Origin of the sequence: Frigoribacterium sp. VKM Ac-2836 (assembly GCF_013248995.1) — a bacterium.
Classification (GTDB): Bacteria; Actinomycetota; Actinomycetes; order Actinomycetales; family Microbacteriaceae; genus Frigoribacterium.
Map to the genome: position 1 here is coordinate 44,822 of NZ_JABRPK010000004.1, position 25,420 is coordinate 70,241.

The 25,420-nt window shown below is 70.8% G+C and carries 19 protein-coding genes; 9 read left to right on the forward strand and 10 right to left on the reverse strand.

What is annotated here, in order from left to right; translation table 11 throughout:
- Positions 1–2 precede the first annotated feature (2 nt).
- Complete coding sequence (locus tag HRF36_RS12835) at positions 3–821, forward strand: methyltransferase domain-containing protein (protein WP_173210506.1); 819 nt, start codon at positions 3–5, stop codon at positions 819–821.
- A 6-nt stretch (positions 822–827) separates the two neighbouring features.
- Here HRF36_RS12835 and HRF36_RS12840 read toward each other — a convergent pair whose 3' ends face one another.
- Positions 828–1,085, reverse strand: coding sequence for a hypothetical protein (locus tag HRF36_RS12840; RefSeq protein WP_173210508.1), 258 nt, complete (start codon positions 1,083–1,085; stop codon positions 828–830).
- On the reverse strand, positions 1,085–3,703 hold the full coding sequence (gene valS / locus HRF36_RS12845) for a valine--tRNA ligase (RefSeq protein ID WP_173210510.1): 2,619 nt from the start codon (positions 3,701–3,703) through the stop codon (positions 1,085–1,087). Before valS ends, HRF36_RS12840 begins: the two co-directional genes overlap by 1 nt.
- Before the next feature lie 256 nt (positions 3,704–3,959).
- Between valS and proP the strand changes: the two genes are divergently transcribed.
- Entirely contained in the window at positions 3,960–5,498 is a 1,539-nt protein-coding gene (gene proP / locus HRF36_RS12850; protein ID WP_173210512.1) for a glycine betaine/L-proline transporter ProP, read from the forward strand.
- A 19-nt stretch (positions 5,499–5,517) separates the two neighbouring features.
- Here proP and HRF36_RS12855 read toward each other — a convergent pair whose 3' ends face one another.
- The 4 genes from HRF36_RS12855 to HRF36_RS12870 are packed head-to-tail and all read right to left on the reverse strand — an operon-like array spanning position 5,518 to position 10,724.
- Positions 5,518–7,239, reverse strand: a complete 1,722-nt coding sequence (locus HRF36_RS12855; RefSeq protein ID WP_173210514.1) for an ABC transporter ATP-binding protein — start codon at positions 7,237–7,239, stop codon at positions 5,518–5,520.
- The gene (locus HRF36_RS12860) at positions 7,236–8,135 is read right to left on the reverse strand and encodes an ABC transporter permease (RefSeq protein ID WP_173210516.1); all 900 of its coding nucleotides are present in this window, start codon (positions 8,133–8,135) and stop codon (positions 7,236–7,238) included. The genes HRF36_RS12855 and HRF36_RS12860 overlap by 4 nt, the downstream gene beginning before the upstream one ends.
- Complete coding sequence (locus HRF36_RS12865) at positions 8,132–9,082, reverse strand: ABC transporter permease (RefSeq protein ID WP_173210518.1); 951 nt, start codon at positions 9,080–9,082, stop codon at positions 8,132–8,134. The genes HRF36_RS12860 and HRF36_RS12865 overlap by 4 nt, the downstream gene beginning before the upstream one ends.
- Before the next feature lie 4 nt (positions 9,083–9,086).
- Positions 9,087–10,724: an ABC transporter substrate-binding protein gene (locus tag HRF36_RS12870; protein ID WP_173210520.1), complete on the reverse strand. Its 1,638-nt coding sequence runs from the start codon at positions 10,722–10,724 to the stop codon at positions 9,087–9,089.
- 122 nt (positions 10,725–10,846) lie between these two features.
- On the opposite strand from HRF36_RS12870, the gene HRF36_RS12875 reads away from it, so the two are divergent.
- On the forward strand, positions 10,847–11,479 hold the full coding sequence (locus HRF36_RS12875; RefSeq protein ID WP_173210522.1) for a TetR/AcrR family transcriptional regulator: 633 nt from the start codon (positions 10,847–10,849) through the stop codon (positions 11,477–11,479).
- Here HRF36_RS12875 and HRF36_RS12880 read toward each other — a convergent pair.
- Entirely contained in the window at positions 11,476–11,985 is a 510-nt protein-coding gene (locus HRF36_RS12880; protein WP_199738816.1) for a GtrA family protein, read from the reverse strand. The genes HRF36_RS12875 and HRF36_RS12880 overlap by 4 nt on opposite strands.
- A 285-nt stretch (positions 11,986–12,270) precedes the next feature.
- Between HRF36_RS12880 and HRF36_RS15545 the strand changes: the two genes are divergently transcribed.
- Entirely contained in the window at positions 12,271–13,374 is a 1,104-nt protein-coding gene (locus HRF36_RS15545) for an LPXTG cell wall anchor domain-containing protein (protein ID WP_217271289.1), read from the forward strand.
- Between the two features lie 15 nt (positions 13,375–13,389).
- On the opposite strand, the gene HRF36_RS12890 is transcribed toward HRF36_RS15545, so the two are convergent.
- Positions 13,390–14,370, reverse strand: coding sequence for a cation diffusion facilitator family transporter (locus HRF36_RS12890; protein WP_173210524.1), 981 nt, complete (start codon positions 14,368–14,370; stop codon positions 13,390–13,392).
- A gap of 326 nt (positions 14,371–14,696) precedes the next feature.
- Here HRF36_RS12890 and ileS point away from each other — a divergent pair, with 326 nt between their 5' ends.
- The 4 genes from ileS to ndk all read left to right on the forward strand — a co-directional run bounded on the left by ileS (position 14,697) and on the right by ndk (position 20,293).
- The gene (gene ileS / locus HRF36_RS12895) at positions 14,697–17,990 is read left to right on the forward strand and encodes an isoleucine--tRNA ligase (RefSeq protein ID WP_173210526.1); all 3,294 of its coding nucleotides are present in this window, start codon (positions 14,697–14,699) and stop codon (positions 17,988–17,990) included.
- Positions 17,987–19,393: a folylpolyglutamate synthase/dihydrofolate synthase family protein gene (locus HRF36_RS12900; protein WP_173210528.1), complete on the forward strand. Its 1,407-nt coding sequence runs from the start codon at positions 17,987–17,989 to the stop codon at positions 19,391–19,393. Before ileS ends, HRF36_RS12900 begins: the two co-directional genes overlap by 4 nt.
- Entirely contained in the window at positions 19,390–19,806 is a 417-nt protein-coding gene (locus tag HRF36_RS12905; protein ID WP_173210530.1) for a DUF4233 domain-containing protein, read from the forward strand. Before HRF36_RS12900 ends, HRF36_RS12905 begins: the two co-directional genes overlap by 4 nt.
- 70 nt (positions 19,807–19,876) lie before the next feature.
- A complete protein-coding gene (gene ndk, locus HRF36_RS12910; protein WP_173210532.1) occupies positions 19,877–20,293 on the forward strand; it encodes a nucleoside-diphosphate kinase in 417 nt (138 codons plus the stop codon).
- 94 nt (positions 20,294–20,387) lie between these two features.
- On the opposite strand, the gene HRF36_RS12915 is transcribed toward ndk, so the two are convergent.
- Both HRF36_RS12915 and HRF36_RS12920 read right to left on the reverse strand, forming a co-directional pair.
- Entirely contained in the window at positions 20,388–21,311 is a 924-nt protein-coding gene (locus HRF36_RS12915; RefSeq protein WP_173210534.1) for a thioredoxin domain-containing protein, read from the reverse strand.
- Between the two features lie 120 nt (positions 21,312–21,431).
- Positions 21,432–22,061, reverse strand: a complete 630-nt coding sequence (locus tag HRF36_RS12920; protein ID WP_371740167.1) for a vitamin K epoxide reductase family protein — start codon at positions 22,059–22,061, stop codon at positions 21,432–21,434.
- 608 nt (positions 22,062–22,669) lie between these two features.
- On the opposite strand from HRF36_RS12920, the gene HRF36_RS12925 reads away from it, so the two are divergent.
- Complete coding sequence (locus HRF36_RS12925; protein WP_371740168.1) at positions 22,670–25,354, forward strand: Rne/Rng family ribonuclease; 2,685 nt, start codon at positions 22,670–22,672, stop codon at positions 25,352–25,354.
- The last annotated feature ends 66 nt before the right edge of the window (positions 25,355–25,420 follow it).

Sequence of the window (25,420 nt, forward strand, 5' to 3'; positions counted from 1 at the left end):
GCATGAGCGAACGCCCCGAGACGCCCGCCCGGTACACCCATGGTCATCACGAGAGCGTGCTGCGCAGCCACTCGTGGCGGACGGTCGAGAACTCGGCCGCGTACCTCGAGCCGCACCTCGTGCCCGGGGTCAGCGTCCTCGACGTCGGGTCGGGGCCGGGGACCATCACCGTCGACATCGCCGGACGGGTCGCCCCGGGTCGGGTGATCGGCATCGACGCCGCCACCGGTGTCGTCGAGCAGGCGACGTCGCTCGCGGTCGAGGCCGGGCTGCACAACGTCCACTTCGAGACGGCCGACCTGTTCGCCCTGCCGTTCGCCGACGACGCGTTCGACGTCGTGCACGCTCACCAGGTGCTGCAGCACGTCGGTGATCCGGTGGCGGCCCTCCGCGAGATGCGGCGCGTGACCCGCCCCGGGGGAGTCGTGGCCGTCCGCGACGTCGACTACCACGGCTGCGTCTGGGCTCCCGAGAACCCCGGACTCGACCGGTGGATGGACGTCTACCAGGTCGTGCACCGTGGCAACGGCGGTGAACCCGACGCGGGGAGGCGCCTGAAGGGATGGGCGCTCGAGGCGGGTTTCGTCGACGTGGCGAGCAGCGCCTCCGTGTGGTGCTTCGCGTCCGACGAGGACCGCACCTGGTGGGGCGACAGCTGGGCGGCCCGGGCGACCGAGTCCGCCTTCTACGCCGACGCCGTCGAGAAGGGCGCCGCGACCCCGGACGAGCTGCACGCGATCGCCGATGCCTGGCGCAGATGGCGCGACGCCCCGGACGGATGGCTGATCATGCCGCACGGCGAGGTGCTCGCCCGCGTCTGACCGGGGCTAGTCGTCGTCGCCCTCGGCGTCGACGGGCTCGTGGACGTGCGCCTCACCGGTGACCGCGTCGACCCGGATCACCGTGCCGTCGTCGAGCTCGACCACGGGGCGTCGTTCGAGCCAGGTCAGCGTCCAACGCCACGTCGTCGCGTCGACGCCCTGGTCGGCGATCTCACGCTCGACCTGGGCGACCGCCCCGAGGACGGGAGCGGAAAGCTCCGCCGGAGCCGCGCCTCCCACGCTCCACCGCGTGCCGAGCTGCATCAGGCACCTGCCGTCGGGGCCGGAGCGGCACCGGCGCCGGCGTCGGCCGGCACCTCGGCGAACACGATGTCGCCGACCGCCAGCTCGTCGCCCTCGGCGAACGACAGCTCGGCGATCTTGCCGACCGCCGCGAGGTCGCCCGCCGCGAGCTTCACGAGCTCGAGCTGGGCCGCGGGGCCCGTGATGACCGCAGACGCCACCGGGGTCTTCTGCGAGGCCTTCGCGTCGGATTTCGCCCGGCGCACGAAGATGAGCGCCTGCCCCACGAGGCCGACGAGGCCGGACGAGGCCTCGCCCTCGGCGAGGTCGAGCTCGGCCACCGACGGCCACGCGGCCCCGTGTACCGAGTCGTCGTGCGTCCACGACCAGACCTCTTCGGTCGCGAACGGCAAATAGGGCGCGAGCAGACGCAGCAGGCCTTCGAGCACCGTGCGCAGCGCGAGCACGGCCGAGGCCTGTTCGGCCGGCGTGGTGGCACCGTAGGCGCGCTCCTTCACGAGCTCGAGGTAGTCGTCGCAGAACGTCCAGAAGAACTTCTCGGTCGTCTCGAGCGCGCGAGCGTGGTCGTAGCCCTCGAGCGCCTCGGTCGCGGTCTCGATCACCGCGGCGAACGACGCGAGCAGGTCGCGATCCAGCGGCTGCGTGATCTCGAACTCACCCGAGGGCAGCTCGAACGAGTACACGAACTTGGCCGCGTTCAGCACCTTGATCGCCAGACGACGCCCGATCTTGATCTGCTTCGGGTTCTGCGGGTCGAACGCCGCGTCCGTGCCGAGCCGACTCGACGCCGCCCAGTAGCGCACCGAGTCCGAGCCGTGGTCGTCGAGCATGGCGGCCGGGGTGACCACGTTGCCCTTCGACTTCGACATCTTCTTGCGGTCGGGGTCGACGATGAAGCCCGAGATCGAGGCGTTCTTCCACGGCACGGTGCCCGACTCGAGCTGCGAGCGCAGCATCGTCGAGAACAGCCAGGTGCGGATGATGTCCTGCCCCTGGGGGCGCACGTCGTAGGGGAACACGAGGTCGAAGAGTTCGGGGTCGCGCTCCCACCCGCCGGCCAGCTGGGGGGTGAGCGACGAGGTCGCCCAGGTGTCCATCACGTCGACCTCGCCGACGAAGCCGCCGGGCACGCCGCGTCGTGACTCGTCGTAGCCGGGGGCGGCCTGCGAGGCCGGGTCGATCGGCAGCTGCGCCTCGGTGGGCACGATCACCTGGTCGAAGACCGGGTTGCCGTCGCCGTCGAGCGGATACCAGACCGGGATCGGCACGCCGAAGAAGCGCTGGCGCGAGATCAGCCAGTCACCGTTCAGACCGTTGACCCAGTTGTCGTAGCGCACGCGCATGAAATCGGGGTGGAACGCCACCTCGCCGCCTCGTTCGAGCAGGGACCCCTTGAGTTGCTCGTCGCGGGCTCCGTTGACGATGTACCACTGGCGGGTCGAGACGATCTCGAGGGGCTTGTCGCCCTTCTCGAAGAACTTGACCGGGTGCGAGATCTTGCGGATCTCGCCCACCAGCTCGCCGGACGCGGTCAGCTGCTCGACCACGGACTGCTTGGCGCTGAACACGGTCTTGCCGGCCAGTTGGGCGTAGGACGCGCGCCCCGCCTCGGAGGTGATCGCCTCGGGCGCCTCGCTGACGAAGCGGCCGTCGAAGCCGATGACGGCACGGTTCGGCAGCTGCAGTTCGCGCCACCAGACGACGTCGTTGGTGTCGCCGAAGGTGCAGACCATCGCGATGCCCGAGCCCTTGTCGGGCTGCGCGAGGTGGTGCGCCACCACGGGCACCTCGACGTCGAACAGCGGTGAGCGCACGGTCGTGCCGAACAGGGCCTGGTAGCGCTCGTCGTCGGGGTGTGCGACGAGGGCGACGCAGGCCGGCAGCAGCTCGGGCCGCGTCGTGTCGATCAGCACGTCGCCCTGGCCGTCGGTGCGGTGGAAGGCGAGCTTGTGGTACGCCCCGGGCATCTCTTTGTCCTCGAGTTCGGCCTGGGCCACCGCCGTGCGGAACGTGACGTCCCAGAGGGTGGGGGCATCGGCCTGGTACGCCTCGCCGCGGGCCAGGTTGCGCAGGAACGCCTTCTGGGCGATCGCCTGCGAGTCGTCGTCGATGGTGCGGTAGCTCTGCGTCCAGTCGACCGAGAGGCCGAGCTTGCGCCAGACGTCCTCGAACTGCTTCTCGTCCTCGACGGTCAGGCGTTCGCACAACTCGATGAAGTTGCGGCGCGAGATCGGCACCTGGTCGGCGGCTTTGGAGGACTTGTTGTCGCCGCCCTCGAAGGGTGGCGTGAAGTCGGCGTCGTAGGGGAGCGACGGGTCGCAGCGGACGCCGTAGAAGTTCTGCACACGACGCTCGGTCGGCAGGCCGTTGTCGTCCCACCCCATGGGGTAGAACACGCGCTTGCCCCGCATGCGCTCGAAGCGGGCCTTGACGTCGGTGTGGGTGTAGCTGAACACGTGGCCGATGTGCAGGCTGCCCGACGCGGTCGGCGGGGGGGTGTCGACCGAGAACACGGAGGCGCGGGTGGCGTCGGTGCGGTCGAAGCGGTAGGTGCCGCTCGCCTCCCAGGCCTGACCCCAGCGGGCCTCGAGTCCTTCGAGGGCGGGCTTCTCGGGCATCGCTGACGGCATGGTCTTCTCCGGTTCTGTGGACGGCACCGTGTCGGTGGGGAGGTGCCTGGATGTGGGACTGCGACCAGTGTACGCACCCGGGCGAGGGGTCCTCGGGAACCTTGCCGCGCCTCCTGCGCGATGCGGTCACCGCACTGCTGCACACGCTGCACTGGTACTGACATGGCGGTCTGTTAGGCTCGTCCGGTTTTTTGCCGACGCTGGGGTCGACTGCATCTGCCCGACGACCTGGAGGCCTCACCCGATGTCAGCCAAGAAGAACGACCGCACGACGGTCGCCCGACGATCACTCACCACCGACGACGTCACCGTCGTCGAAGAGGGTCTGCTCAAACGTGCGGTCAGCGCCGCCGCGCTCGGCAACGCCATGGAGTGGTTCGACTTCGGCGTCTACGCCTACATCACGACGACCATCGCCCAGGTGTTCTTCCCGCCCGGCAACGACGCGCTGAACATCCTGTTCACCTTCGGCACCTTCACGGCGGCGTTCATCGTGCGTCCGATCGGTGGTGCCTTCTTCGGCCCCCTGGGCGACCGCATCGGCCGGCAGAAGGTGCTCGCGCTGACGATGATCCTCATGGCGGCGGGGACGCTCGCCATCGGCCTGATCCCCTCGTACGCGACCATCGGCCTCTGGGCGCCCGTCCTGTTGCTGCTGGCGCGCCTGTTGCAGGGCTTCTCCACGGGCGGCGAGTACGGAGGCGCGGCCACGTTCATCGCCGAGTACTCGCCCGACAAGCGCCGTGGCTTCATGGGGTCGTGGCTCGAGTTCGGCACGCTCGCCGGCTACGTGCTCGGCGCCTCCCTGGTCACCGGCCTGCAGCTCGGCATGAGCGAGGAGGCGCTGCTCGCGTGGGGCTGGCGCATCCCGTTCCTGATCGCCGGGCCGCTCGGCCTGATCGGGCTCTACCTGCGCCTCAAGCTCGAGGAGACCCCGGCGTTCCAGAAGCAGCAAGAAGAGGCCGCCGGACGCGAACACGTCAAGGTGCCGTTCGTGAAGCTCTTCGCCGAGAACTGGCGTGCGCTGATCGTCTGCATCGGCCTCGTGCTGGTGTTCAACGTGACCGACTACATGCTGCTGTCGTACATGCCGACCTACCTCACGAACACCCTCGGCCGCAGTGCGACGTCCGGGCTGCTGCTCGTCATCGTCGTGATGGTCCTCATGATGATCGTCATCACGTTCAGCGGGCGCCTGAGCGACCGGTTCGGTCGCCGTCCCGTGCTGTTCGCCGGTTGCGTCGGGTTCCTCGTGCTGTCCTGGCCGGCGCTCAAGCTCGTGCAGTCCGAGAGCACGCCGCTCGTCTTCGTCGGCCTGCTGGTGCTCGGTCTCGTGCTCGTCACCTTCACCTCGACCATGCCGTCGACGCTGCCCGCGCTCTTCCCGACGATCATCCGGTACGGCGCCCTGGCCATCGCCTTCAACGTGTCCGTGTCGTTGTTCGGTGGCACCACGCCCCTCGCGGCCGAGGCGTTGGTCGTCTGGGCCGAGGGGCGGGGCTTCTCGTGGGCCCACGACATCCCGGCGTTCTACCTGATGGCCGCGGCCGTGATCGGGCTCGTCGCCGTCTGGTTCACCAAAGAGACGGCCAACGAGCCGCTGCTCGGGTCGGGTCCGTCGGTCGCCACCGACGACGAGGCGCGTGAACTCGTCGAGGCGTACGCCGACGAGTCGAGCGAGGTCGCGAGGTCCGACTGGGCGCTCGAGTGGGCGCAGTCCGGACTGATCGACGTGGTCGACCCGAAGGCCGCCGAGGCCGACGCCACCCGCCGTCGCGGCTGAGCGCGCCCACCGCGCCCGGTCACGGGCGGGTGGCGATCAGGGCGCGGGTGTGCTCGTGTCGCGGGGCGCCGAAGACCTCCGCGGTGCGGCCCTGCTCGACCACCCTGCCGTCGTGCATCACGGCGACGTGGTCGGACATGTGCTCGACGACGTCGAGGTCGTGCGAGATGAAGAGGTAGGCGAGCCCGTCCTGACGCTGCAGGTCATCGAGCAAATCGAGCACCTGGGCCTGGACCGAGACGTCGAGGGCCGAGACGGGTTCGTCGCACACGATCACCCGGGGTCGCGGTGCCAGGGCGCGGGCGATGGCCACCCGTTGGCGTTGACCGCCGGACAACGTGTCGGGGCGTCGCCCCACCGTGTCGGCGCCGAGCCCGACCCGTGACAGCAGGGCGACGACCTCGGGCTCGACGGCGCCGAGGCGCGTGCTGCGACCCGAGGTCAGCGCGTCGGCCAGCAGGCGTCCGACCGTGAGACGCGGGTCGAACGAGCTCGTCGGGTCTTGGTAGACCGCCCCGAGGTCACCTCGGCGGGGTCGTCGATCGCGCTCTCGTGCCGGTGCCCAGGGCGCCCCGAGCAGCTCGACCGTGCCGGCGTCGGGCTCGTCGAGACCGAGCAGCAGGCGTGCCGTGGTGGTCTTGCCCGAACCCGAAGCACCGACGAGGCCGAGCGTCTCTCCGGCCCGCAGACTGAGGGAGACGTCGTCGACGGCGACCCGGTCGGGGCCACGTCCACCCCTGAAGACCCGCCGGAGACCGGCGGCGACGAGGACGGGTGCCGCCGGGGGACTCGTCGTCGTGACCCGGGTCGCCGAGTCGAGCGAGCCTCCTGGTGAGGATGCGACGGCGGCCGTCGCGGGGTGCCCCTCCCGCGCAGGAGGGTGTTCTCGCGGGGTCGGCGCCGAGAGGCGCCGACCCCGCGGTGCCCCGCCGGGCAGGGCGGCGACGAGCATGCGCGTGTAGTCGGCCCGCGGGGCGTCGAGCACGGTCGCCGTGGGGCCCTGCTCGACCACGCGCCCGTCGCGCATCACGACGACACGGTCGGCCAGCCGGCGCACGACCCCGAGGTCGTGACTGATCGCGAGGACGGCCGTGCCGCCGTCGCGGAGGGCCGCGAGCCGGTCGACGACCAGACGCTGCACCTCGGCGTCCAGGGCGGTGGTGGGCTCGTCGGCGACGATCACACCGGGCTCCAGGGCGAGTGCCGCGGCGATGAGTGCCCGTTGTCGCAGACCACCCGACAACTCGCCCGACCGGAGGCCGCGACGCACCTCGGGGTCGGGCATCCCGACCTCGGTCAGCACCTCGAGCACGCGGGCGCGGCGGGCAGTCGGCGTGAGCCGCGTGTGCAGCCTGAGGGCGTCGTCGATCTCGCGGCCGACCGGGCGAAGGGGGTCGAGCGAGACCAGGGCGTCCTGCAGCACGAGACCGACGCGTGGACCCCGTACCCCACGCCAGCGGCGTTCGGTCAGCGTCAGCAGGTCGTCACCGCCGAGCCGCAGTTCGTCGGCCGTCACGGTGCCGCCGGTCAGCCCGAGCACGGCCCGGGCGGTCACGCTCTTGCCCGAGCCGGACTCGCCGACCAGGGCCACGCACTCGCCCGGCCGCAGCGTGAACGACACGTCGTCGACGGCGGTCACCCCGTCGAACGCGACGTGCAGGCGGTCGACGACGAGGTCGTCCGAGGAGGGGCGGTGCCGGTCGTCCGGAGCGGAGTCGGTCGGCCGCGGTGTCGGCGTCATCGCGACCCTCCTCGTCCGCGGCGGGCCAGGCCGCGACCCAAGACGGTCGCGGACGCGGCGGTCACCACGACGGCCAGGCCGGGGAACACGGTCATCCACCAGGCGACCGCGAGGTACGTGCGACCGGCCGAGAGCATCGCTCCCCACTCGGGTGCCGGGGGTGGCGACCCCAGCCCGAGGTAGCTCAACGACGAGGCCCACACCACGGCCTGACCGAGGCCCAGCGTGGCGAGGACCACGACGGGGGCGAGGGCGTTCGGCAGGACGTGACGCAGCAGCACGACCCCGGGGTGGCGTCCGAGCACGACCGCCGCCTCGACCATCGGTGAGCGGCGGACGGTCGCCACCTGGCTGCGGACGATGCGGGCGTAACCAGGCGCGGTCGCGAGTCCCACGGCGATCGTGGCCGGTACGGCGCCGGGCCCCGTGAACGCGATGACGACGAGCGCGAGCAACAGGCCGGGCAGGGCGAAGAGCACCTCGAGCAGGCGGCTGACGCCGGCGTCCGTGACGCGGCCGGCGCGGCCTCGACCGCCGAGACCGGCCAGGACGCCGAGGGCGACGCCGAGCCCCGTGCCGATCAGGGTCGCGACCAGGCCGATGGTGAGCGAGGCGCCGGCCCCGTGGACGACGCGCGTCCACACGCCGCGTCCCGACTCGTCGGTGCCGAACGGATGGGCGAGCGACGGGCCGGCGAACGCGTCGGTCGGCGACACGGCGAGCGGGTCGGCGGGGGCCAGCAGGCGCGGGGCGACGGCCATCACGACGACGAGCAGCAGCAGTGCCGCCGCGACGAGTTCGGCCGGACCGAGCGACGGCAGCCGTCGCCGGGTGGCACGGGGCGAGGAGGTGCGGGTCGTCTCGGTGCCCCGGGGCAGGCCGGGCAGCGTGGTCATGCCGCCCGTCCTCTCGGGTCGACCGCCCGCTCGGCCAGGTCGCCGAGGGCGACCACGACCACGTAGGCGAGAGCCGACACCAGGGCGACACCGGTCACGAGTGGGATGTCGCGCAGTGTGACCGCCCCGAGCAGCGTGCGGCCGAGGCCCGGGCGGGCGAAGACCGACTCGACGACGACGGCGCCGCTGAGCAGCGAGCCGAACGCCCAGCCCGACAGGGCGAGCCCGGGGAGGGCCGCGTGGCGCAGCAGGTGACGGCCGAACAGGCCCGTCGGGCTCTCGCCTCGGGCCCGTGCCGAGAGGGCGAACGGGGTGGCCGCCGCATCGAGCAGCGAATCGCGGGTGACCTGGCCGAGGAACCCCGCGACGGGGATCGCGAGGGTGACGACCGGCAGGACGAGCCCTGCAGGGGTGCCCGTGCTCACCGGGGGCAGCAGCCCGAGCTCGGTGCTGAAGACGAGGATCAGCAGGCTGGCCAGCCAGAAGTGGGGCACGGCCGAGGCGACCACCTCGAGAGCGGACGACACGGCCGAGGCGACGCGACCGCCGAGGGTCGCCCACCAGGCCGTCGCGATCGCGAGCAGCCAGGCCGCGACGAGGGCCGACAGCGCCAACCCGATCGTGCCGGGCAGCTGGTCGAGCAGGAGCCGACCGACGTCGGTGCGGAGCGAGTACGAGGTGCCGAGATCGCCGGTGACGAGCCTGCCGAGCTGGGCGAGGTACTGCACGAGCAGGGGCCGGTCGAGGCCGTACTGTCGACGGACCGCGTCGAGCGCTTCCGCCGACGCCTGCGAGCCCGGACCGCCCAGGATCGCCTCGGCCGGGTCACCGGGGACGAGGCGGATCGCGAAGAAGATCAGCGTGGCGACCGCCCAGAGCACGAAGACCGCGCCGAGCAGGCGGCCGACGAGCCACCGCCCGGCCCGTCGCCAGCGCCCGGGAGGCACCCGGTCAGCTCGCCTTGTACGCGTCGTACATCGTCGGCGCCTGGACCGTCGGCAGGGCTCGGACGCCCTCGACGGCCGAGCGCACCAGGTAGTGGTTCTGCTGGTCGTAGAGCGGAAGGACGTGCCACCCCTCGAGGATGATCTGCTGCGCCTGCTGGTAGAGGTCGGCGCGCTCGTCGGCATCGCTCGTCTCGGAGGCGCGGGTCAAGAGGTCGTCGAGGGCCGGGTCGTCTGTCTGCGACAGGTTGGCGAAGTAGCCGCTGGGAGCGGGGGTGATGCCATCGCTGTCGTAGAGGATGCGCAGCACGTCGGGGCCGACCTTCGTGTACGGCGCGCTGACCAGGTCGTACTCGTTCGCCGCGAGGGCGCCGTACCAGCTCGAGAGGTCGAGGGGTTCGAGGGTGACGTCGAAGCCCAGGCTCTTCGCGCCGGCCTGGACCTGCTCGAACAGCGACTGTTCGGCCGGTATCGACTGGTTCGTGCTGACCGGGAAGGTCGCCGCGAGGCGCACGCCGTCCTTCGTGCGGAAGCCGTCGGCGTCGCGGGCGGTCCACCCCGCCGCGTCGAGCAGGTCGTTCGCCGCATCCGTGTCGACGTCGAAGAGGGATTCGTCGGAGAAGGCCAGCGGCTCGACGCTCGACAGGGGACTGTACGACCGCTTCGCCGTGCCGAAGAACAACGAGTCGATGCCGGAGTCGACGTCGACGCCGCGGATGAACGCCTCTCGGACGGCCGGGTCGTCGAACGGAGCCTTGCCGGCGTTGAGCTCGATGCGGTTCGAGGCACCCGGGCGCGGGGCGTCGATCTCGTCGAGGGAATCGTCCTTCGCGGCGGCGACCAGGGTGTCGGGCTGGGCGTTGTCGATCACGTCGACCTGACCGCCCTGCAGGGCGGCGTAGCGTGACGCCGAGTCGGGGATGAACCGCCAGACGATCTCGTCGAGGTAGGCAGGGCCCTGGTGGCCGGCGTCCGCCGGGGGAGAGGTGTAGTCCTCGTTGCGGGTGAGGACGACCTGCTGTTGCTTGGTCCACGACTCGACCACGAACGGCCCCGTCCCCACCGGCGACTCGCAGTTGACCTCCTGGCTGCGGGTCAGCGCCTCGGGTGACTCCATGGCCAGCCACGGCTGCGACAGCGACTCGAGCAGGGCGCTGTCGGGCTCGCTGAGGTCGAAGCGGGCCGTGCGGGCGTCGAGCGCCTCGACGCCCGTCACCTTGCCGAGGGCGAGGTAACCGGTCGACGACAGGGTCGTGGGGTCTTGCAGGTGGGCGACGTTGGCGGCCACCGCAGCGGCGTCGAAGGCGGTGCCGTCGGTGAAGGAGACGCCGTCCTTCAGCGTGAAGGTCCAGCTGAGGCCGTCGGATGCCTCTTGCCACGAGTCGGCGAGCCACGGGACGATGTCACCGGTGGAATCCTTCGACACGAGCGACTCGAGGTACTGGGTCGACACGAGGGCCTGGGGGTAGTTGCCCCCGACGTGCGGATCGAGGCAGGTCGGTTCGGCATCGCCCGAGGCATAGGTCAGGGTGCCCCCCGAGACCGGCGTGGACGAGACGTCGGGCTCGCCGCCGCTCGTGCAACCGGCGAGCACGAGGCTCGCGACGGCGGTGGCGGCGATCAGGGTGGGCAGGCGGCTGCGCATGGGGCTCCGGGCGTGAGGGGTGACGGGACGTCGAGTGTGGTCCGCTGAACCCGAGGGGGAGGCGGCATTCGTGGACCGGGTGCAACAAGTGCGCCGTCGAGTCTAGCGGCATGATGGTGGCCATGTCAGATGGACCAGGCCAGACCCGTCCCCGGCGGCCGGTCGGCCGACCTCGCCGCTCGTCCGCGGAGATGCTGGCCGACGCCGCCGCCGAGCTGTTCCTCGAGAACGGCTACGCCGGCACCACCGTCGACGACATCGCGAGGCGGGCCGGCGTCAGTCGGGGCACCTTCTTCAACTACTTCGAGGCCAAGTCCGACCTCTTCTGGCTCGACCTCGACCAGAGCCTCGCCGGACTCGGCGACCTGCTGCGCGCCTCCTCGGACCTCTCTCCCGTCCGAGCGGTCGAGGCCGCGCTCGTCGCACTGGCGGACTCGCACGACCCCGAGCGCGTGCCGTGGGCGCTGACGCAGTCCGAGGCCATGGCGCTCGGCGATGACCTCGTCGCGTCGGCCGCGGTCAGGTTCGTACGACAGCAGGGGGTCGTCGCGTCCTACGTCGCCGAGCGATCGGGCCGCGACCGTTCGGACCTCACGGCCCAGGTGGCCGGGTCGACCCTGGTCGCCGCCGCGGCCGCCGCGATCGCGAACTGGGCCCGTGCCGGGGTGTCGCGGGGCGCTCTCGGTCCGGTCGTCGAGGCCGCCGTCGGACCGGTCGCGGACGGACTCGACGCCCGGGAGGCGCGCTCGGACTAGACGGTGGGCGTCGACGAGGTCGACGGGGACGTGGGCGAGAGGACGTCGACGAGCTCTGCGCGCTTGGGGAAGACCCACTTGTTCATCGCCCAGTATCGAAAGACCATGGCGAGCATGGTGCCTATGATCGGCCCGCTGACGAAGTCGGCGATCTCTTGGGTGGCACGCGATACGTTCGGCACCTCGAGGCCGAGACCGTAACGGGACAGGTAGGCCGGAGCCGAGTTGATGGCGACGCCGACGATGCTGACGATCACGAAGAGCAACATCTCGTGGGCGGTGTGGCGCTCACCCCGGTCGTCGAACGACCACTTCTTGTTCATCCAGTAGGAGAAGACCGTCGCGACGATGATGCCCAGCGCGAGGGCGGTGACCGGGTGCTGAGGGATGACGAACAGCTTGAGCCCGTAGTTGATCACCATGGTGATCACGAAGCCGATGCCCCCGACGACGAGGAACCTCGCCGCGGAAGGATGCTCTCTCACGAGCTTGATGACTGCATGCACTGCATCACGATAGCCGGACGCACCCGGAAACGGCTGACAGAAGCGGATTCGCGTGTCATGACGCGCCTCGGGGAGGAGACCGACCGGGCGATCCCTGTCGGGGGGAGGAGGTGGTCTCACCCCTCGGGATGACCTTCGATCACGGACCGGTCACGGCATGAGGAATCGTCGTGACGCATCACTAACGTCGTGCTCGTCGGACCGGATGCCCGGGACGACGACCGGTCGCCCGGGGGTGGGTCAGGGCGACCGGTCCACCCCGACTCACTGAAGAGGACAACACTCATGAAGAAGACCGTGTCGACCGTCACCGCGCTGTCGACGGCCATCGTCATCGCCCTGGGGGGCATCGCGCTCGGCGGACAGGCCGCCGCCGCCGCACCGGCACCGGCACCGGCACTGCTCGATCCTGGGACGTCGGCCCCGTCGGAGGTCGAGGCGTCGCCCCCGACGGAACCGACCACGGTCGTCCCTCCCGCACCGCAGGAGGTCGTCCCCGGGGCGGCGGCGTTCTCCGTCGAGAGCCCTGCGGACGGAGCCGTCTACCCGACCCTGGGCTACCCACTGACGATCGACACGACCGAGGCATCGTTCTCGTACGAGGTCTTCGACACGGCCGGCCGGTCGGTCCAGGCGGAATCGGGCGTGACGGGTCCTCGTGCCACCCGGGACGTGCACCTGACCGGCGACGCACCCGCCGACCAGTCGGTGATCGTGGTCGTGACGGGTGCGAACGGGATCGTCCTGGGCTCGGAGACGCGATCGTTCCGGGTAGAGGTCCCGACCTCGCCCGCCGTCACCATCAGCTCTCCCCGTCAGGGTCAGGTCCTGCCGACGTCGTCGACGACCTGGGCCGGTGGTGGCTCCTTCGTCCTCGAGGGCACCGGAGTCGCCGGCTCGTGGCTGCGCTACTCGTTCGAGGCGCTGTCGGGGCAGTCGGGATGGGGTCATGACTACGACGCCCCCGTCGTCCCCTCCGACGGCACCTGGGCGATCGACGAGGCCCTGCCCTACGGGTCGTGGCGGGCCACCGTGCAGCAGTACGTCGGGGGCGGAGATCCGGCCTCGGGAGGCGTACCGCAGCTGGCACGGAGTCGCCCGTCGGCACCCGTGACCGTCGACTTCACGCTGGCCCCGCCCGTGCCCGCACCCGCACCCGCACCCGCACCCGCACCTGGGGCCACTCCGGACGCACCCGTGGTCCTGCCCGTCGTGGCGCAGGCGGCCGCGCCGACCGCCGCCCGACTCGTCCCCGTCGCGCAGCGTGCTGCCCTCGCCTCGACGGGCCCCGCCGAGTCGACGCCATGGGTCGGCCTCGCCGGCCTGGTGCTGGTGGGTCTCGGGGTCGGGACGATCCTCGTCGCCCGGCGCCGCACCTCCGCAGGCTGAGCCCCCACCGCCAGGTCAGCGACGAGCCGAGTCGGGTGCCTTCCGGGGCGTCAGGCTCGGCTCGTCGGGCGTCGAGAGGGTGAGGACCGCTTCTTCGACGGCGTCGTGGTCCTCGAGCTCTCGCTCGACGCGGCGCAGGGCGACGGCGACGTGCTCCTCGCTGTCGTCTCCCGTCATGTCGACGGCGGCCACCAGGTAGAGACGGCCCGGACCGACGAACTCGGTGTGCAGGTAGGTGACCCGCTCGATCTCGGGCCGGGCGAGCAGTCGCTCGAGAACGGTGGACTCGAGTTCGTCCGACGGGCTCTCGCCGACGAGGAACCTGCGGTTGCGGTCGACCAGCACGAGAGCCACGACGCCGAGCAGCACGCCGACGGCGATCGACCCGATCGCGTCGAACACGGCCGACCCGGTGACCTGGTGCAGGAAGATGCCGAGGAACGCGATGAGCAGCCCCACCAGGGCGGCCGCGTCCTCGGCGAAGACGGCCCGGAGGGTCGAGTTCGAGCTGCGCAGGACGAAGCGCAGGGTCGGGGTGCGCCGCTCGCGGGCCGAACCCCTGGCCTGACGGAAGGCCTGCAAGAACGACGTGCCCTCGAGGACGAAGGCGATCGCGAGCACGACGTAGTTGATCAGGTAGTTCTCCGCCTCCTCCTCGGCGGTCAGCTGCGAGATGCCGTGCTGGATCGAGACGACCGCCCCCACGGTGAACAGGCCGAAGGCCGCGAACATGGACCAGACGTAGGTCTCCTTGCCGTAGCCGAGGGGATGGGCGTCGTCCCGCCGCTTGACGCCGCGCTTGTCGGCGATGAAGAGGAAGACCTCGTTGCCCGTGTCCGCCCACGAGTGCGCGGACTCCGCGACCATCGAGGCCGAGCCGGTCAGGAAGGCGGCCACCGTCTTGGCGACGGCGATCAAGAGGTTGGCGAGGAACGCCACGATCACGGTGACCGTGCTCTCGGGCTTGGCCGGTGGCTCGGAGGGGGTGGAGGACATGGCCTCGATCCTGCTCCTCGCGACGGCCTCGCGCCTCCTCGGCTCTGACGGTAGGATCGACCACGCGTCGATCCGGCCATCACCGGGGAGCACCCGGAAGAAAGCGACCCGCGGGCCCAGGCCCGGTGGTCGTCGGTAGAACCGGGCGGGGCAGGCCCGTCACAGCCGCAGCAGAGCGGTCGCGGTCACCGTCCGAGAGGGCGGGGGCGGCGGCAAGCGGGGTGGTACCGCGCCACCCGGGTCGAGCACCCGGACGGCGTCCTCGTGGTCAGAAGGTCCCTCGGCCAGTGCAGCGGAGGCGACCCACCGCACGACCTGGAGAACCGATGACCTACCCCAAGGGTTCCGACGCCACCGGCGTCCCCGCCTCGCCGCGTTTCCCCGAGATCGAGACCGGAGTCCTCGCCTTCTGGAAGCGCGACGACACCTTCGCCGAGTCGATCCGGGCACGCGAGGGCTGTGACGAGTGGGTCTTCTACGACGGCCCGCCGTTCGCCAACGGCCTGCCGCACTACGGCCACCTGCTGACCGGCTACGCGAAGGACGTCTTCCCGCGGTACCAGACCATGCGCGGCAAACAGGTCCACCGTCGCTTCGGCTGGGACACCCACGGCCTGCCGGCCGAGCTCGAGGCCATGCGCCAGCTCGGCCTGACCGAGAAGCACGAGATCGACGACATGGGCATCGACGTATTCAATGCCGCCGCTCGTCGGTCGGTGCTGCAGTACACCGACGAGTGGCAGCAGTACGTCACCCGGCAGGCGCGCTGGGTCGATTTCGACCACGACTACAAGACCCTCGACGTCGATTACATGGAGAGCGTCGTCTGGGCCTTCGAGCAGCTGCACGAGAAGGGCCTGGCCTACGAGGGTTTCCGCGTCCTGCCCTACTGCTGGCACGACCAGACCCCCTTGTCGAACCACGAGCTGCGCATGGACGACGACGTCTACAAGAACCGTCAGGACCAGACGGTGACCGTCGCCTTCCCACTGGTCGGCGCCAAGGCCGAGGCGCTCGGCCTGACGGGCGTCGAGGCGCTCGCCTGGACGACCACCCCCTGGACCCTTCCGACCAACATGGCGCTCGCCGTGGGCCCGGGCATCGACTACGTGGCCGTGCCCCACGCGCTGCTGCCGGGTGAGCGGACCGGCGACCAAGAGCTGCTGACCGGCAGCGTGTTCCTGCTCGCCGCCGACACGCTCGGCGCCTACGCGCGCGACCTCGGCTACGAGTCCGCCGAATCGGCCGAGGCCGCCGTCACCGCGACCTTCACCGGTGCCGAGCTCGAGGGCGTCGAGTACGACCGCATCTGGGACGTCTACGCCGACACCGAGGCCTGGGGCACCGAGAACGCCTGGCGCCTGCTGGTCGCCGACTACGTCGCCACGGGCGAGGGCACCGGCATCGTCCACCAGGCACCGGCGTACGGCGAGGACGACCAGTTGGTCTGCGCCGCCGCCGGTATCCCGGTCATCGTCAGCGTCGACGACGGCGGACGCTTCCTGCCGATGTTCGACGAACTGGGCGTGGCCGGGCTGCAGGTCTTCGACGCCAACAAGCCCCTCGTGCAGCGGCTGCGGGCCGACGGTCGTCTGCTGCGCCTCGCCAGCTACGAGCACAGCTACCCGCACTGCTGGCGCTGCCGCAACCCCCTCATCTACAAGGCGGTGTCGAGCTGGTTCGTGCGCGTCACCGAGTTCCGCGACCGCATGGGCGAGTTGAACCAGCAGATCACCTGGGTGCCCGACAACGTCAAGGACGGCCAGTTCGGCAAGTGGGTGGGCAACGCCCGCGACTGGTCGATCTCGCGCAACCGCTACTGGGGTTCGCCGATCCCGGTGTGGAAGAGCGACGACCCCGCCTACCCGCGCGTCGACGTCTACGGTTCCCTGGCCGAGATGGAGGCCGATTTCGGCCGTCTGCCCCTGAACGCCGACGGCGAGCCCGATCTGCACCGGCCCTACATCGACGAGCTCACCCGCCCGAACCCCGACGACCCGACCGGGCAGAGCACGATGCGTCGTATCGAGGACGTCCTCGACGTGTGGTTCGACAGCGGGTCGATGCCGTTCGCCCAGGTGCACTACCCGTTCGAGAACCAGCAGTGGTTCGACGAGCACAGCCCCGCTGACTTCATCGTCGAGTACATCGGTCAGACCCGGGGCTGGTTCTACACGCTCCACACGCTGTCCACCGCGCTGTTCGACCGGCCGGCCTTCTCGAACGTCGTGAGCCACGGCATCGTGCTCGGCTCCGACGGCCAGAAGATGTCGAAGAGCCTGCGCAACTACCCCGACGTCAGCGAGGTCTTCGACCGGGACGGAGCCGACGCGATGCGCTGGTTCCTCATGTCGAGCTCGGTGATCCGCGGCGGCAACCTCGTGGTCACCGAAGAGGGCATCCGCGAGGGCGTCCGACAGTTCCTGTTGCCGCTCTGGAGCACCTGGTACTTCTTCTCGCTCTACGCCAACGCCGCATCGGGAGGCGCGGGTCGACATGCCGCCCCCGGGTACGAGGCGCAATGGCGAACCGACTCGAGCGACGTCCTCGACCGCTATCTGCTGGCGAAGACGCGCCTCCTCGTCACCGACGTCGAGTCCGCGTTGGACGCCCTCGACACTCCGCTCGCGACCGCGACGCTGCGCGACTTCGCCGACGTCCTGACCAACTGGTACGTCCGTCGCTCGCGGGATCGGTTCTGGTCGGGCGACGACGTCGATGCCTTCGACACCCTGTTCACGGTGCTCGAGACCCTCACCCGGGTCGCCGCCCCGCTCGCCCCGCTCGTCGCCGACGAGGTCTACAAGGGCCTCACCGGGGGCCGTTCGGTCCACCTGACCGACTGGCCCGACGCCGCGGCGTTCCCGGCCGACGATGCTCTCGTCGACGCCATGGACGCCGTGCGCGCCGTCGCCTCGAGCGGTCTCGCACTGCGAAAGGCCCAGGGGTTGCGCGTCCGGCTGCCCTTGGCCCGCCTGACGGTCGTCACGCCCGACCCGGCGGGCCTCGAGGCGTTCGCCGACATCGTGCGCGACGAGCTCAACGTCAAGCAGGTCGTCGTGACCCGCCTGACCGAAGAGAGCCTCGGCGAGTACGGCGTCACCCGCAAGCTCACCGTCAACGCCCGCGCCGCAGGCCCGCGCATCGGCAAACAGGTGCAGCAGGTCATCCCCTCGGCGAAGAAGGGCGACTGGCAGCCCGCGGGCGAGAACGTCGTCGTCGGCGGTGTCGAGCTGTTGCCGGGGGAGTTCACCCTCGAGCTGGCCGTCGCGGACGCGTCGAGCGCCCTCGCGTTCGTCGGCGACGGCGGCTTCGTGCTGCTCGACACGGCGACGACCCCCGAGCTCGAGGCCGAGGGACTGGCCCGCGACGTCGTCCGCGCCGTGCAGCAGGCCCGCAAGGTGGCCGACCTCGACGTGTCCGACCGCATCACGACGACGTTGACGACCGACGCCGCCGCGGCTGCCGCGGTCGAGGCCCACCGTGAGCTGATCTCTCGAGAGACCCTGACCACCGAGCTGATCGTCGACGTCCACGAGGGCGTCGGCGAGAACGCCGAGAAGACCGTCGTCGGATCGGGCCCCGGCTCGGCCGTCGTCGTGGAGGTGCGACGCGCATGACCCCGAAGAAGGACGACCAGCCGGGTGAGGGTCCCGACGGCCGCGGAGGTGAGTTCGCGGACGCCGCGCAACGCGTCTACGACGACCTGCTCGCCCGCATCGGCGAACAGGCGCCGCAACCCCGGCTCGAGCCGACGCGACGTGCGGTCGAGCTGCTCGGTGATCCGCAGCGGGCCTACCCGGTGATCCACCTCACCGGCACGAACGGCAAGACGTCGACGAGTCGCATGATCGAGAGCATCCTGCGGGCGCACGGCCTGCGGACGGGGCTCATGACGAGCCCGCACCTCGTGCGCCTCAACGAGCGCATCGTCGTCGACGGCGAACCGATCAGCGACGAGCGCCTGGTCGCGAACTGGGACGACATCCAGCCCTACCTGACCATGATCGACACCGACCTCGAGGCCTCGGGCGAGCCTGCCCTGACCTTCTTCGAGGCCCTGACGGTTCTCGCCTTCGCCTGCTTCGCCGACGCCCCGGCCGACGTCGTCGTGCTCGAGGTCGGCATGGGAGGCGAGTGGGACAGTACGAACGTCGCCGACGGCCAGGTCGCGGTGTTCACCCCGATCGCGCTCGACCACCAGAACCGGCTCGGCTCGACCGTGGCCGAGATCGCGCGCACCAAGGCGGGCATCGTGAAGCCCACGGCGGCCGTCGTCTCGGCAGCGCAGACCCCCGAGGCCCTGGCCGAACTCGAACGCGCCGTCGAGCTCAGCGAGGGCTCGCTCGCGGTCGAGGGCACCGGCTTCGGCGTCGAGTCGACCACCGTGGCAGTGGGCGGTCAGGTCGTCACGATCCGCGGGCTCGCAGGCCGCTACGACGACCTGCTGCTGCCCCAGTTCGGCGACCACCAGGCCCAGAACGCGGCGGTAGCCGTCGCCGCGGTCGAATCCTTCCTGGGCGGTGGTGCGCAGCCGCTCGACCACGAGGTGCTCGCCGAGGGGCTTGCGAGCGCGACCTCGCCCGGTCGTCTGCAGATCGTGGCCAACGAGCCGACGATCCTGGTCGACGCCGCACACAACCCGCACGGCGCCCGTGCCCTCGCCAAGGCGCTCGACGACTACTTCCAGTTCGGAGGTGTCGTCGCGGTGATCAGCGTGTTGGCCGACAAGGACGCGGCGGGCATCGTCCGCGCCCTGGCGCCCACGGTCACCCAGTTCGTCGTGACGAGCTCGCAGTCCGACCGGGCCATCGACGCCGACGAGCTCGCGGCCATCGCCGTGGGCGTCGTGGGTGCCGATCGCGTCGTCGTCGAGACCGATCTCGTGTCGGCCTTGCGCACGGCCCGCGACCTGGCCGACGAGGTCGAAGGAGACGAGCCCGGCGGAGTCGTGGTCACGGGTTCCATCACGCTGGTCGGTGACGTCATCGCCCTGTCGCAACAGCCAGAGGGCCTCTCGTGACCGCGGCCGCGCCTCCACCGGGACAGACCGGACGCGCACCTCGGCCACGGCGTCGTCGTGGTGCGGCGGAGAGCCTGCTCTCGATCGTGCTCGTGCTCGAGGCCATGACGTTGTTCTTCGTCACCCTCGTCGTCTTCGGGCGGCAGCTGCTGCCGGCCGGAGTCGCCTGGGGCGGCGGCCTCGGCGCGATCGTTCTGACGCTGCTGATCTCGCAGACCCTGCGGTGGCGATGGGGTGTCGCCCTCGGCTGGCTCGTCCAGCTCGGCCTGGTGGCGTGCGGCTTCCTCGACCCGGTCATGTTCGTCGTGGCCGCCCTGTTCGTGGCCATCTGGACCTACTGCCTCGTCAAAGGAACGCAGCTCGACCGCATGAACGCCGCACGGTCGCGTGACATCCCGGGCGACATCGCCTGAGCCCCGCACCCACCACCCGTTCGTCGGGCCTCCGCCCGCGAGCCACCCGCCACCCACCGAAAGAGGAGCAATGTCCGTTCTCGAAGAAACCCTCGTCCTCGTCAAGCCCGACGGCGTCGCCCGCGGCCTGACCGGCGAGATCCTGCGCCGCATCGAGGCCAAGGGGTACTCGCTCGTCGACGTCCGCCTCGTCCAGGCCGACCGCGACCTGCTCGCGAAGCACTACGAGGAGCACGTGGGCAAGCCCTTCTACGAACCCCTCGTCGAGTTCATGCAGAGCGGCCCGACCGTGGCCCTCCGCATCGCAGGCGACAGTGTCATCGCGGGCTTCCGTTCGCTGGCCGGCACGACCGACCCGACGACCGCGGCGCCCGGCACGATCCGCGGCGACCTGGGTCGCGACTGGGGACTGAAGGTCCAGCAGAACCTGGTGCACGGCAGCGACAGCGCCGAGAGCGCCGCGCGCGAGCTGGCTCTCTGGTTCTGAGCCACCGGCCGGCGTGACGCCGGAGTACGACCGAGCCCGCGCCTCCTGAATCGATCAGGAGGCGCGGGTTCGGTCGTGTCGACGGCTCGCGTCGTCAGGGGGTCGGCGTCGCCGTCGAGCCCTCGGGGTCGCCCGTGCCGGCGTCGCCGGTCGGCGCGCCGTTCTGCACCTCGGCGACGAACTGCGCGAAGGCGCTCGCGTCGGTCAGCGAGCCCTGGTACTGCTGACCGTTCACCAGGACGAGCGGGGTGCTGGCCAGCTTGTCGAGCGACGAGTTCGGGATCGGGTCGTTCAACGCGCGTTGGGTGGCCGAGGCGACCCAGTCCTCGAAGTCGCCACCCGTGATGCACGAGGGGATCTGGTCGTCGGTCGCGCCGGCACCCTGCACCGCCGTGACGAGCTCGTCGTTCGTCAGGCCTCGGGTGTTCTCTTCGGGTTGTTGTGCGAAGAGGGCCGTGTTGACGTCGAGGGCCTTGTCGGGCTGGTAGTTCGCGACGCAGGCGAAGGCGTTGGCGGCGCGGGTCGAGTATCGGCTGCCTTGCGAGGCGTTGTCGAGGAACCCGATGGGGTGCAGCTCGAGGGTGGCGGCACCACTCGAGACGGCTTCGGTGAGTTGCTCGGCGTTGGTCGTGTCGAACTGGCCGCAGAACGGGCACATGTAGTCGAGGTAGACCACGATCGACGGCACGGAACCGGAGGCGCTCGGGGCCGGGGTCGGGGTGGCGTCGGCGGCCAGGGCACCGCTCGAGACGGCGGTGACCGCGCCGTTCGAGCCCTCGAGGAGCAGGCCGTCGCTCGCCATGTTCGCCGGGCCGGGCCCGGCCGGCTTGATCGACTGCGTGACGACGAGCGCGACGACGGCGAGCACGGCGACGACGCCGACGATCAGCCCGCCCTGCAGGAGCCACTTGTTGCGTCGTCGCCGTCGGGCCTCGGCCTCACGGGTGATGCGTGCCTTCTCGCGGGCCGCCTCGCGGCGCTCTTTCTTGGTGGCGGGGGAGTCGCTGGGTGGAGTCATCAGTCCTCGTCGTGGTCCAGGGGTCGTCAGGACAGCGTGGCGAGGTCGCCCTCGATTCTGCTGGGAGCAGCCTGTGTGCGGAATCCGCCGACGGGCGGAAGCGACGCGAGGAGGCGCGGGTCAGCCGAACATCGTCGGCAGCAGCAGCGGGAACGCCACGACGATCGTGGTCGCCACCACGACGTAGTTGAGCACCGGCAGCACCCACGAGTACGGCAGGAACCGTGCCGCCGCCCGTTGGACCGGCCCCTCGGGGACCGTGACACCCCGAGCGAGGCCCCACACCGTGAAAACCCAGAACAGCGGGATGGTGACGAGCCAGACGAGCATGCACCACGGGCACAAGGCCCCGATCACGAAGACCGTCTGCGTGAAGAGCCAGGTGACGAACACCCAGGCGAGGACGAGCCCGACCTCGAACGCCAGCCAGAACCACCGCGCGAAGCGGGCACCCGCCAGGAGTCCGAGGCCCACGGCCACCGGAGCGGCGAAGCCGATGAGGCCGAGGATCGGGTTGGGGAAGCCGAAGAGCGACGCCTGCCAGCTGTTGATGACCGGGGAGCAGCCCACGAACGGGTTGACGTCGCAGCCGAGCGCCGCGCCCGGGTTCTCGAGCAACCGGAACTTGTCGAGCGTGAGGGCGAAGGCCCCGACCAGGCCGCCGAGACCGGCGACGACGAGCAGCACGGCCGCGACGTACGGGGTGCGGCCGGTGGGCAGGGTCACGGCCCGAGGCCTCTCGACGGTCACGGTCAGCAGTATCGCACGGGCCCTCGGGGCGTCCGCTTTGACCCCGGACGGGCGCGGGCGTGCGATAATCGAGCCAGTCGTGGGGCCCAGGCCCCGAGATCCAGATTTACCGGGCAGTGCCGGCCGTCGTGCCGCGAGAGATCGCGGGGTCGACCAGGTCGAGCGGAAACCGGGCCAGAGCGCAGGCGCTCATCGTCGGATGGCCAGTTCCGAACCAGCAAGACGATTACGAAGAACAGCACGTCGACGCTCGGCTCGAGGAAGACGACCGCAGGTCGGTCGACACCCCGGGTGACCGAACGTGACGTGTCCGACAAGGCGCGCCGTGAGAGGACGCGGTGGTCAGGGGCAGGTGCCACGTCACCGCCCGGCCACGACACGAGAATTCCTGCCGACGGCATGGCCTCGGCGGGGCGAGGAGCGCACCGCAAGTGGTGAACGACAACACAGACAACGACGGACGTCCGAAGAAGAGAAGGGGATTGTTCGCAGGCCTCAGGGCTCGCCAGGCGGCGCTCGACGCCGGCCCGGTGACGAGCCCCGACACGCAGCAGAGAGCACTCCCTTCACCCGTCCGGACGACAGACGACGCCCAGGAGGCATCACCCGTGACCCACGAGACCGAGACCACCGACGAGCAGGTCGCGGCCCAGGCCCCGACCTCCGACGTCGTCGCCACCGACGCGGTCGCCGAGGCGTTCGTCGCCGGGGCGACCGAGCCGGCGCCCACCGACGAGGCCACGACCGACGCATCCTCGTCGCCGATCCCGGCGAACCTGACGACCACGTCCCTCATCTTCCACGCCCCCGAGATCAGCGTCCTCCCGGCGCGCCCCGGTCGTCGGCAGCGTGACGACCGCGACGACCGATACGACGCCGACGACTCGTGGGAGCACGACCGCGAGGGCGACGACGACCGCGACGATCGTGACGACCGCGAGCAGCAGCCGGCCTCGCGTCGCCGCCAGCGTGGCCGCTCGCAGGACCGCGAGGAGCGCGATTCCGAGACCCGTGGGCGCGAGCGCGCCCCGCGCCAGGCCGAGCTCATCACGGAGCCCCAGCGCATCAAGGGCTCGACGCGTCTCGAGGCGAAGAAGCAACGCCGCCGCGACGGCCGCGACGCCGGACGCCGACGCACCGTCATCACCGAGGCCGAGTTCCTCGCCCGCCGCGAGAGCGTCGATCGCAAGATGATCGTCCGTTCGTCCGGCGACCGCATCGAGATCGGTGTGATGGAAGACGGCACCCTGGCCGAGCACTACGTCGCCAAGGCCCAGAACGTCTCGCTCATCGGCAACGTGTACCTGGGACGCGTGCAGAACGTCCTGCCCAGCATGGAAGCCGCCTTCGTCGACATCGGACGCGGTCGCAACGCCGTCCTGTACTCGGGCGAGGTCGACTGGGACTCGCTGTCGTCGGGCAACCAGCCCCGCCGCATCGAACTGGCTCTCAAGCCCGGCGACCGCGTGCTCGTCCAGGTCACGAAAGACCCGGTGGGCCACAAGGGCGCCCGTCTCACGAGCCAGATCTCGTTGCCGGGCCGCTACCTCGTGTACGTCCCGAACGGCTCGATGAACGGCATCAGCCGCAAGCTGCCCGACACCGAGCGCGCACGCCTCAAGAAGATCCTGAAAGAGGCCCTGCCCGAGAACACCGGCGTGATCGTGCGCACGGCGGCCGAAGGGGCGACCGAAGAGCAGCTGACCCTCGACGTCAAGCGCCTCACGAACCAGTGGGCCGACATCGAGAAGAAGGTCGCGGCGGGCAACGCCCCGAACCAGTTGCACTCCGAGCCCGATCTGCTGATCAAGATCGTGCGCGACGTCTTCAACGAGGACTTCCACGAGATGGTCATCGACGGTGACGAGGCCTTCGAGACGCTGCAGTCGTACCTCTCGGCCGTGGCCCCCGACCTCATGGACCGGGTGAAGCGCTACGAGGGCGACAAGGACGCGTTCGACGAGTACCGCCTCAACGAGCAGATCGAGAAGGCACTCGACCGCAAGGTCTGGCTGCCCTCTGGCGGCTCGCTGGTCATCGACCGCACCGAGGCGATGACCGTCGTCGACGTCAACACCGGCAAGTTCGTCGGCTCGGGCGGCAACCTCGAGGAGACCGTCACCAAGAACAACCTCGAGGCCGCCGAGGAGATCGTCCGTCAACTCCGTCTGAGGGACATCGGCGGCATCATCGTCGTCGACTTCATCGACATGGTCCTCGAATCCAACCGCGACCTCGTGTTGCGTCGCCTGGTCGAGTGCCTCAGCCGTGACCGCACCAAGCACCAGGTGGCCGAGGTCACCTCTCTCGGACTGGTGCAGATGACGCGCAAGAAGCTGGGCCTCGGCCTGGCCGAGTCGTTCTCCGAGGCCGGCAGCGCCGCCCGTGTCCAAGAGCAGCAGCCCCGCAAGGGCGGCCAGCAGGGCGACCGCCGACGCGGCGGCCAGGCCGGGGGCCCGGGCAAGTCGGGTGGCAACGCGCACAACACGGGCGCCGGCGCCGGCACCGCTCCGCAGTCCGGTCGTGGCGGTCCCTCGTCGCCGACCGGTGGGGCGCACCCGACGACGGGTACCCACGCCATCACCGACGACGTCAAGAACGCCCTCTCGCGCATCGCGGCGAGCACCATCGCCCACGCCGAAGAAGGCAGTCCCAAGGACGACGACGCGGCCAGCCAGGCCGCGGCGGCCGTCGAGGCCGCCATCGACGCCGCCGCCGCGAGTGCCACCAAGGCCGAGCCGGCCGCCGAGGCGTCCACCGACTCGGGCGACGAAGGGCGTCGTGGTCGTTCGGGTCGCAAGGGCCGTCGTGGTTCGTCGCGCGCCCAGCGCGAGGCCGGCGAGACGGCCGACGAGGCGGCACCCGCCGCGTCGGCCGCCACCGACGCGACCTCCGGTGTGATCGAGGTCCCCGCCGCGGCACCGGCCGAGCGGACGGCCGCTCCCGTGACCGCGCCCGCCGACGAACCCACGGAGGCGCGGGTCGAGAAGACCACCGAGCGTCGCCGCTCCTCGGCCACGGTCTCGACCCCGGACGCCACGGTCGCGATCCTCGACATCCCGGTGGCGACCACGCAGCGCGAGCCGCGTCGCATCAGCAGCCAGGACGCCGAGCAGCTCCTCGACTCGGTGCTGGGCGCGCTGCCCGAGCCGAAGCAGCCCGGTCAGGGACGCTCGCGCTCGCGCCGGGCCTCCAGCCAGGGCACGACCGCGGCGGCTCCTGCCGAGCCGACGACGGCCGGCGAGTCCGGTCCGTTCATCCTCGGCGTGGGGGTCAGCTCCGACGATCTCTGAGTCGTCTAGGGTGACTTCGTGCCTCTGACCCAGCCCGGAACTCCGACCGTCAGGTCGAGGTTCCGG

Coding starts and splice junctions, on each gene's coding strand:
- ndk (WP_173210532.1), top strand. CDS start 19,877: ATGTCCGTTCTCGAAGAAACCCTCGTCCTCGTCAAGCCCGACGGCGTC.
- HRF36_RS12875 (WP_173210522.1), top strand. CDS start 10,847: ATGTCAGATGGACCAGGCCAGACCCGTCCCCGGCGGCCGGTCGGCCGA.
- HRF36_RS12860 (WP_173210516.1), bottom strand. CDS start 8,135: ATGACCACGCTGCCCGGCCTGCCCCGGGGCACCGAGACGACCCGCACC.
- HRF36_RS12840 (WP_173210508.1), bottom strand. CDS start 1,085: ATGCAGCTCGGCACGCGGTGGAGCGTGGGAGGCGCGGCTCCGGCGGAG.
- HRF36_RS12855 (WP_173210514.1), bottom strand. CDS start 7,239: ATGACGCCGACACCGCGGCCGACCGACTCCGCTCCGGACGACCGGCAC.
- HRF36_RS12915 (WP_173210534.1), bottom strand. CDS start 21,311: ATGACTCCACCCAGCGACTCCCCCGCCACCAAGAAAGAGCGCCGCGAG.
- proP (WP_173210512.1), top strand. CDS start 3,960: ATGTCAGCCAAGAAGAACGACCGCACGACGGTCGCCCGACGATCACTC.
- HRF36_RS12890 (WP_173210524.1), bottom strand. CDS start 14,370: ATGTCCTCCACCCCCTCCGAGCCACCGGCCAAGCCCGAGAGCACGGTC.
- HRF36_RS12870 (WP_173210520.1), bottom strand. CDS start 10,724: ATGCGCAGCCGCCTGCCCACCCTGATCGCCGCCACCGCCGTCGCGAGC.
- HRF36_RS15545 (WP_217271289.1), top strand. CDS start 12,271: ATGAAGAAGACCGTGTCGACCGTCACCGCGCTGTCGACGGCCATCGTC.
- valS (WP_173210510.1), bottom strand. CDS start 3,703: ATGCCCGAGAAGCCCGCCCTCGAAGGACTCGAGGCCCGCTGGGGTCAG.
- ileS (WP_173210526.1), top strand. CDS start 14,697: ATGACCTACCCCAAGGGTTCCGACGCCACCGGCGTCCCCGCCTCGCCG.
- HRF36_RS12835 (WP_173210506.1), top strand. CDS start 3: ATGAGCGAACGCCCCGAGACGCCCGCCCGGTACACCCATGGTCATCAC.
- HRF36_RS12900 (WP_173210528.1), top strand. CDS start 17,987: ATGACCCCGAAGAAGGACGACCAGCCGGGTGAGGGTCCCGACGGCCGC.